The following is an 8,256-nucleotide window of genomic DNA, read 5'->3' as shown; positions in this document are numbered from 1 at the left end:
AACTGCTAAGCTCAGTTCAGCAGTACGGCCGTATCCCAACGATAAATTTTCAAAATATCATATCGCACTTTCCGATATCGCAGATGTATTTTACTATTGATAACAAAAGACTGATGCATAAATATGCATCAGTCTTTTGTTATAGTACACCTTAAAGTCATTAAAGCAGTGACATATAAAGCTTTTCAATATCCTCAACAGAAGTATCTTTAGGATTGCCCGGACGGCAGGCATCAGCATAAGCAGATTCTGCAAGAAAATGTACGTCCTCTTTCTTTACTATATCCTTAAGGTCTGACGGAATACCGACATCCTCAGACAGCTTTCTTACTGCGTCCACAGCAGCCTTTCTGTATTCCTCAACAGTCATAGCCTCTGTGTTTTCAACACCCATTGCTGCGGCAATGTATTTATATTTGTCACCTGTAGCTTCTGCATTGTATTCCATAACTGTAGGCAGAATAATAGCGTTTGCAATTCCATGAGGAGTATCATAAACGGCACCGAGAGGGTGTGCCATTGAATGAACTATTCCAAGACCGACATTTGAGAATCCCATTCCGGCAATGTACTGACCAAGAGCCATTCCCTCACGTCCCTCAGGAGTATTTTTAACAGCTCCCCTGAGTGAATCTGATATAATTTCAATTGCTTTGAGGTGGAACATATCAGTCATTGCCCACGCAGCTTTTGTTGTAAAGCCTTCGATTGCATGAGTAAGAGCGTCCATGCCTGTTGCGGCTGTAAGTCCCGCCGGCATTGTACTCATCATATCAGGGTCAATAAATGCAACAATCGGTATATCATGAGTATCAACACAGACCATCTTGCGGTTTTTCTCTTCATCGGTTATAACATAGTTGATAGTAACCTCAGCGGCTGTTCCAGCTGTTGTAGGAACAGCAAGAATAGGTACGCATGGTTTCTTTGTAGGTGCAACACCTTCAAGGCTTCTTACATCTGCAAATTCCGGATTTGTTATAATGATGCCGACAGCCTTTGCAGTATCCATTGACGAACCGCCGCCTACTGCGATTATGTAATCCGCACCTGATTTTTTGAATGCTTCAACACCGTCCTGAACATTTTTAATAGTAGGATTAGGCTTTATTTGTGAATATATTTCATAGGGCAGATTATTTTTATCAAGTATATCTGTAATTTTAGCAGTTACACCAAATTTTATAAGGTCAGGGTCTGAGCATACAAATGCTTTTTTGAATCCCCTGTCATTTACTTCTGTCACGATTTCAGAAACAGCGCCTGAACCATGATATGATGTTCCGTTTAATACAATTCTCTGAGCCATTTTAAAAACTTCCTTTCAAATAAGTTGTATATATTATACCACCAAATTCAACTTGCGTCAATGAATTTTATGCTTTTTCACACAATTTTAACAAAATACTGCCCTGAACTTTCATTTTTTTCACTTTGCAGGTATAATTCTTGCTTCTCCGGAATTTAAAATTTCTTCCGTACCATCATCATAGCGGACTATAAGTCCGGCATTTTCACTTATGCCGACAGCTGTCGCCATGCGTTCATCGGTAAATTTCGACACTGCTACCTTGTGACCTATAATAAACGAACGCCGTTTGTACTCCTCAAGGAATGACTTGTCGGATAAATCAGCCGTAAGGTTGTCAAGGTTCATAAGTATTTCAGCTATAAGCTGAGAACGCAAAGGCACTGTTTTTGCCTCATCTTCTATTGAAGATGCCGTTTTCAGCAGTTCTTCCGGAAAGGCGTTTTTGACGGATTTTACATTTATGCCAATGCCTACTACGGCGAAATCGGGAGTACCGGTTTCAAAATTCACCGAAGCTTCGGTGAGTATGCCGCAGATTTTCCTGCCGCCTAAAAACAGGTCGTTTACCCATTTGATTTTTGTATCCGTACCGCACAGCCTGTCCACAGCCGCTGCTGCCGCCACTGCTGCACAGGAGGTTATAAGCTGACTGGTTTCCATATCCGTTTCCGGTCTTAGTATTACGCTCATATAAACACTGATTCCCGGTGGAGAACAAAAACTTCTGCCCATTCTTCCCTTTCCGGCTGTCTGACAGTCGGCAGCCACAACGGTTCCGGCAGCCGCACTCTTTCTGGCAAGCTCTTTGGCATAATTATTTGTAGAATCAATCTCATCAAATACAAATATTTCATGATCTTTGTTTTCTTTTAAAAAGTGTCTTATAAGTACATGATCTATAATATCTGCAATATCATTTAAAATATATCCTTTATTTTTAACTGCCTGAATCTCAAAGCCCTCAGACTGAAGCTGCTTTACCGCTTTCCAGACGGAATTTCTTCCTACCCCCAGCTTTCCAGCCAGAGTTTCTCCGGAAATATAGTCCTTTGAATCAAGCAGCATTTCCAGTATATTATCTCTTGTAGACATTTCAGTCACCCTTTTCATTATTATTCATACTATAATAATAGCACACAAATTTAATAATAACAAGTGAAAAAGGGGGAAATCATAAAAATGACCGAAGATATGCTTCTTGTTCTCGCAATGTCTACAGACGCATTTTTTGCCGCATTATCCTATGGAGCCGGAAAAATAAAAATCCCCTTTGTATCAGCAGTTATAATGTGTACTGTAAGTACTGCGGTTCTTACCTGCTCAGTATGTCTTTCAGGAGTTATAGGTTCGTTTATTCCGGATAACATCTGCCGTACTGCCGGTGCTTTGCTTTTGGGAATAATAGGCATAACAGGCTTTTGCCAGAACGGACTGAAAACGATTTTAAGAAAACATCAGGGAAAGGGAAAGCTTTCATTTTGCTGGTTTAACATAGATTTTGTAATAAGCGTTTATCTGGATGAAACTCAGGCGGATTCTGATATGTCAAAGGTTTTATCGCCCAAAGAGTCTCTGGCACTTGCAGCGGCGCTGTCGGTGGATTCCGTTTCCGGCGGACTGGGTGCAGGACTTTCAGGTACACATGTTCTTCGGGTAAGTATACTAAGCTTTATTTTTGGTCTTATGGCAGTCGGTGCCGGAGGAAAACTGGGCGAGGGACTAAAAAAATCCAACCGGGATTTTTCATGGGTATCCGGAATTTTTTTGATTATTCTGGCAGTTTATAAGCTTTTTTCGTAAAGACTGAAAAAAATAAAATTTAAATTATTGTTAAAACAAATCAGCGTCTATTGACTATTCTTCGGTATTTTGTTATAATGTTATAAATATAAGTGTGCTTTATCGGACAGATAAAAGATACTGTATAAGGCAAATTACTGTATAAAAGAGAGTTTATCAAATGAAAAATAAAGAACAGTATAAAAGAACTATATCATTCATTTCAAGTTTGATTTTACTTGTCGCCCTTGCAGGGATTTTTATATATATATGGTATGAATATTACAGCGACGTCATTGTTCTTCCGTTTTACAGACGAGGCAACTGGGTAGTTATATTTATTTATATGATACTGACCATGCTTTTTTTCAAGGCGTACGGCGGACTGAAAATGGGATATCTCAAACGTTCGGATATGCTTTATTCTCAGGCAATTTCCATCGTTGCGGTAAATATAATAACCTATCTTCAGATAAGCGTTATAGGCCGTCAGCTTATGAATGTCTACCCTATGTTTGTTATGACGGCAGCGGATTTTATTATAATAGCCATATGGATCGCTGCAAATAATAAAATCTATTTAAAACTTTATCCGCCAAGAAAGCTTATTATTATTTACGGCAGCCGCAACGCAGAAACCCTTACAAACAAAATGAGTATGCGTGAAGACAAATATATGATATGCGAATCTATCAATATTCATGAAAACATTGATAAAATAAAAAAAGAAATCCTGAGGTTTGAAGGCGTTATAATCTGCGATATAAGCGGTCAGATAAGAAATGATATTATAAAATATTGTTTTGATAATTCCAAAAGAATATATATATCCCCTAAAATATCAGATATTATAATAAGAGGTGGAGAGGATATACGGCTTTTCGATACTCCCTTGCTGCTGTGCAGAAATGATGGTCTTTCCTTTGAGCAGAAGATTATAAAACGTGTTTTTGATGTTGCAGTATCGGCTGTCGGACTTATTTTACTTTCTCCGGTTATGCTTTTAATTGCTATTGCCATAAAGCTTGACGACGGCGGAAAAATTCTTTACAAGCAAAAAAGACTGACCATTGATGCAAAAGAATTCTATGTATATAAATTCCGCAGTATGATTCCTGATGCTGAAAAGGACGGCGTTCCAAGACTTGCAACGGATTCTGACTCAAGAATTACCCGTGTGGGAAGATTTCTGAGAAAATGCCGTCTTGACGAACTTCCGCAGCTTATTAATATTTTAAGAGGGGACATGTCTGTAGTAGGTCCCAGACCGGAGCGTCCGGAGCTTACGGAAAAATATGAACGGGAAATGCCTGAATTCAAATACCGCCTTAAGGTCAAGGCGGGTCTTACAGGCTATGCTCAGGTCACAGGCGTTTATGATACGACTCCCTATGACAAACTAAAAATGGATCTTATGTATATTGAAAGATATTCTCTGGTTATGGATCTCAGGATAATTCTTATGACAATTAAAACTATGATATTCCCCGGAGAAATGAATTCTAAAGCCAACAAAGAAAAAGAAAAATACTGAAGCGGTGAGGAATTTTGAAGAATTTGGAAAATGATATTGAAAAGCTTAAAATGCACAGCCATGCGTTTGAGCAAAGTGATTCCGGAAACGAATCCGGATTTGCAAAAAAAATAGGAAGAAAAAGAAACGACGGCAATACTCTGGCGGATTTTGGCACAAGGCAGAATGAATTCAATGCAGAGCTTATCGAAACAATAGCTTCACTTAAAAACTACTGCATGAAACTTGAAGCTGCACTGGAAAACGAAACACAGACTATGCACAAAACTGCCTCTGCTATGGCTGCTATGAAAAAAGAGCTTGATACTGTCCGTCTGCGTTCAACTCTTAACTCAAACCAGATTGAAAAAATGGACGGCGGACTTGGCAGATTCAGTGAAAAACTTGAAAACTATGCGCTTAATATCGCTCCCGGTGCAAGACTGGCAGACTGCCCTAAGGGCTGTAAGGAAGCCGATATAGCCGACAGTATCGGGTATTTTGATAAAATAGAAGCTCTTAAAAATGCTCATGGCGACCGTGCTAAAACGGCAGATTTTGAAAAGTTCTGCATAAACGCTGTAAACCGCGAGCTTGACGCTTTGAGTGCCTATGACGAGATAATCATTGATTTTTACGGGAACAGCAAGTATGCGGCTGTTTTATACGGTAATCTCAGCCGCAGCAGTATATACAAAATAAACCGTATAGCAGATAACGATGACCCAAAGGGACATTTCAGCATTATCTGCTGTGATAATATAAAAATACCCAAAAGACTCATGCTTAAATCAGGACTCATCCTCATTACAGGGAACAGTCCTTTTGAGGGTTGCTCTGAAGATGAAATGTCAAACCTCAGATTTTTAAATGACTGCGGTCTTCACTCATACCTGACTATTTCGGAAGCTGCCTATGAACAGCTGACAGGCAATGGATTCAGGTGCGTTTCTATGATCTCTCCGGACAAGCTTATGCACGGCTTTATTGTAAAATATGCAGAAAAGGGTATGGAAAGCGCTGTTCCGGCAGGGGCAGTTTCAATGAAACAGTTTATGCATACTCTTGAAAGTACCGGACAGGAGCTAGTTACTGATCCGACAGATTTTCCGGAATTCAACAGAGGATATCCTTATGATTGTCTGGATGTAATAGAAAAATCTACTATTAAAGCGGTGGAAAATCATTATTTTCAGGGTGAAAATATAAGCAAATGCCTTATAAGTGAAACATCTGAGGGTATTTTTAATGTTATAAACGGTATGAATTTTATGAATCATCTCGATTATGACGGAAGAAAAAAAGTGTACGCCAGAGTTAAAACCATGCTCGAAAGCGGCGGACTTTTTGTGTTCAACGGCTTTGACGCTGTTATCGGAATTAAACTTCGTGCTGTTGCCGGATGGGATAACTTCCCGGTATATGAAGCACTGTGGACCAGAGAACAGCTGATATCTGAACTTGAGGAAAACGGATTTAAAATAAAGTTTCTTATTCCGGCAGGAACAGGTCTTTTTGATATGCTCCCGCCTAAATATAGAAAAAGTCCTGCTGAAAGAATAGTCGGCGTGACTGTCTGAACGCAGGAAAGTGGAATGCAGACGGCTTTTCAAAGCTGTCTTAAGAGAAGGAAAAACAAAAATTGCAGGAGGAAAAAAATGAGAAAAACAAAAATCGTTTGCACAATCGGTCCGGTTACTCAGAGTGAAGAAATGATGAAGAAGCTTATGGAACACGGCATGAACGTGGCAAGATTTAATTTTTCCCACGGAAGCTATGAATACCATAAGGAATGTCTGGAAAAAGTAAGAAAAGTGGCGTCTGAACTGGGACTTCCTATTGCTGCCATGATGGATACAAAAGGTCCTGAAGTAAGACTCGGAAAATTTGTAGACGACAAGCCTGTTGAAATTAAAAACGGAGATATTTATACTCTTACAACTGACGATTGTTTATGCACAGACAAAATAGGAAGCGTTACATTCAAAAAGCTTCCGGAAGATGTAAAGGTCGGTACAAGAATTCTTATTAATGACGGCGTTATTGAACTTCTTGCAGAAAAAGTTACGGCAACAAATATTGTATGCCGTGTTATCCACGGAGGAAAGCTTTCCAACAACAAGGGAATAAACGTTCCCGGAGTAAAGCTTTCCATGCCTTATTTAAGTGACGCTGATATGAGTGACCTTGAATTCGGTGCAAAAATGAAATATGATTTTATCGCCGCAAGCTTTGTGAGAACAGCGGCAGATATAAATTATCTGAGAAGATATACTCAGAGCCTGGGCTGGTTTAATGTAAGAATAATTGCTAAAATTGAAAATCTTGAGGGTGTTGAAAACATAGATGAAATCCTTGAGGCTGCTGACGGAATAATGGTGGCAAGAGGAGATATGGGCGTTGAAATACCTTTTGAACAGATACCTGCTATCCAGAAAGAACTTATTCACAAGGGATATAATGCCGGAAAACAGGTTATTACTGCAACACAGATGCTGGAATCAATGATTTCAAATCCACGTCCTACACGTGCGGAAATTACAGACGTTGCAAATGCCATCTATGACGGTACAAGCGCTATAATGCTTTCGGGAGAAACAGCTGCCGGAGAATTTCCTGTTGAAGCAGTTAGTACAATGGCTCTGATTGCAGAAACTACTGAACAGAATATAGATTACAAGGCAAGATTCCAGAAAAGGGGTACGGACAGCAATCCTAATATTGCAAACGCTATTTCTCATGCAAGCGTTACTACTGCCCATGACCTTGACGTAAAGGCAATCATTACTGTTACAAAGGGCGGAAGTACTGCCAGACTTATTTCAAAATACCGTCCTCTCTGCCCTATTATAAGCTGTACTACTGATGAGGTTGTATGCCGTCAGATGAATATGTCATGGGGTGTTACTCCGGTTATTATAAACGAGGAAACAAATACCGACGAGCTTTTTGAACATGCAGTGGACGCTGCGAAGAAAACAGGTCTTGTTGAACCGGGAGATAAAATTGTTATTACTGCCGGTGTTCCGCTGGGAATGTCAGGAACAACAAATCTTATGAAAGTTGATACAGTTAAATAAAATTTATATTCTAACGTTTCGGTCAGGCTCTTTAGAAAGTCTGACCGAAATTTTTATTCAGAGATATTTTTATAGTTTCTCTTGACAGATGTTGATTTTTCTGTCGAAAAATGCTATAATTATATGTAATAATTACACATCTGAATGAAAGGAAAAAGTCCAGAATGAAAATTTTAAAATACCTGTCCTCTGCAGCAGCAGCTGTTGTTCTGCTTTCGGGAGCATGGTGTCTTACCGCTTATGCTGATGACGCAGATATTCAGGAAACCACACAGGTTACTGAAATTTCCTGGGAAACCTCTGCCGCTGAAACAACTCAGACTGCTCCGGCAGTCACTTCGGAAACAGCTGCCCTTACTGATCCGACGGAGGCTGTTTCTTCTGAAACTGAAGAAACAACGGAAACTGAAGAAACAACTGAAGCTGAAACAACCGTCACAACAGTAGAAAACGGATGGCATAAATTTGACGGAAAATGGTACTACTATCAAAACGGCAGAGCAGTAAGCGGAGAAAGATTGATTAACGGTGAATATTATCTGTTCGCTACAAACGGTGTGCTGAAAACAGAG

General features: G+C 39.6%; 6 protein-coding genes and 1 pseudogene. 5 read left to right on the top strand and 2 right to left on the bottom strand.

What is annotated here, in order from left to right; genetic code table 11:
- Positions 1-160: 160 nt before the first annotated feature.
- Entirely contained in the window at positions 161-1,309 is a 1,149-nt protein-coding gene (gene fucO, locus ACI4WO_RS06335; protein WP_439806717.1) for a lactaldehyde reductase, read from the bottom strand.
- Between the two features lie 120 nt (positions 1,310-1,429).
- Positions 1,430-2,404, bottom strand: a complete 975-nt coding sequence (locus tag ACI4WO_RS06330; protein ID WP_439806716.1) for a biotin--[acetyl-CoA-carboxylase] ligase — start codon at positions 2,402-2,404, stop codon at positions 1,430-1,432.
- A gap of 87 nt (positions 2,405-2,491) precedes the next feature.
- Between ACI4WO_RS06330 and ACI4WO_RS06325 the strand changes: the two genes are divergently transcribed.
- The 5 genes and pseudogenes from ACI4WO_RS06325 to ACI4WO_RS06305 form a co-directional block, all read left to right on the top strand.
- Complete coding sequence (locus ACI4WO_RS06325) at positions 2,492-3,112, top strand: hypothetical protein (RefSeq protein ID WP_439806715.1); 621 nt, start codon at positions 2,492-2,494, stop codon at positions 3,110-3,112.
- 160 nt (positions 3,113-3,272) lie between these two features.
- On the top strand, positions 3,273-4,625 hold the full coding sequence (locus tag ACI4WO_RS06320) for a sugar transferase (protein ID WP_439806714.1): 1,353 nt from the start codon (positions 3,273-3,275) through the stop codon (positions 4,623-4,625).
- A 14-nt stretch (positions 4,626-4,639) separates the two neighbouring features.
- Positions 4,640-6,184 (top strand): hypothetical protein, encoded by a 1,545-nt coding sequence (locus ACI4WO_RS06315; protein ID WP_439806713.1) that lies wholly within the window; start codon positions 4,640-4,642, stop codon positions 6,182-6,184.
- A gap of 78 nt (positions 6,185-6,262) precedes the next feature.
- Complete coding sequence (gene pyk / locus ACI4WO_RS06310) at positions 6,263-7,684, top strand: pyruvate kinase (RefSeq protein ID WP_439806712.1); 1,422 nt, start codon at positions 6,263-6,265, stop codon at positions 7,682-7,684.
- 164 nt (positions 7,685-7,848) lie between these two features.
- Positions 7,849-8,256 (top strand): annotated as a pseudogene (locus ACI4WO_RS06305) (hypothetical protein); the annotation flags it as partial.

Source organism: Porcipelethomonas sp. (genome assembly GCF_051893655.1).
Lineage (GTDB): Bacteria > Bacillota > Clostridia > Oscillospirales > Ruminococcaceae > Porcipelethomonas.
The sequence above is the reverse complement of the archived record's forward strand: the minus strand, read 5'-3'. Positions and strand labels throughout refer to the sequence as shown.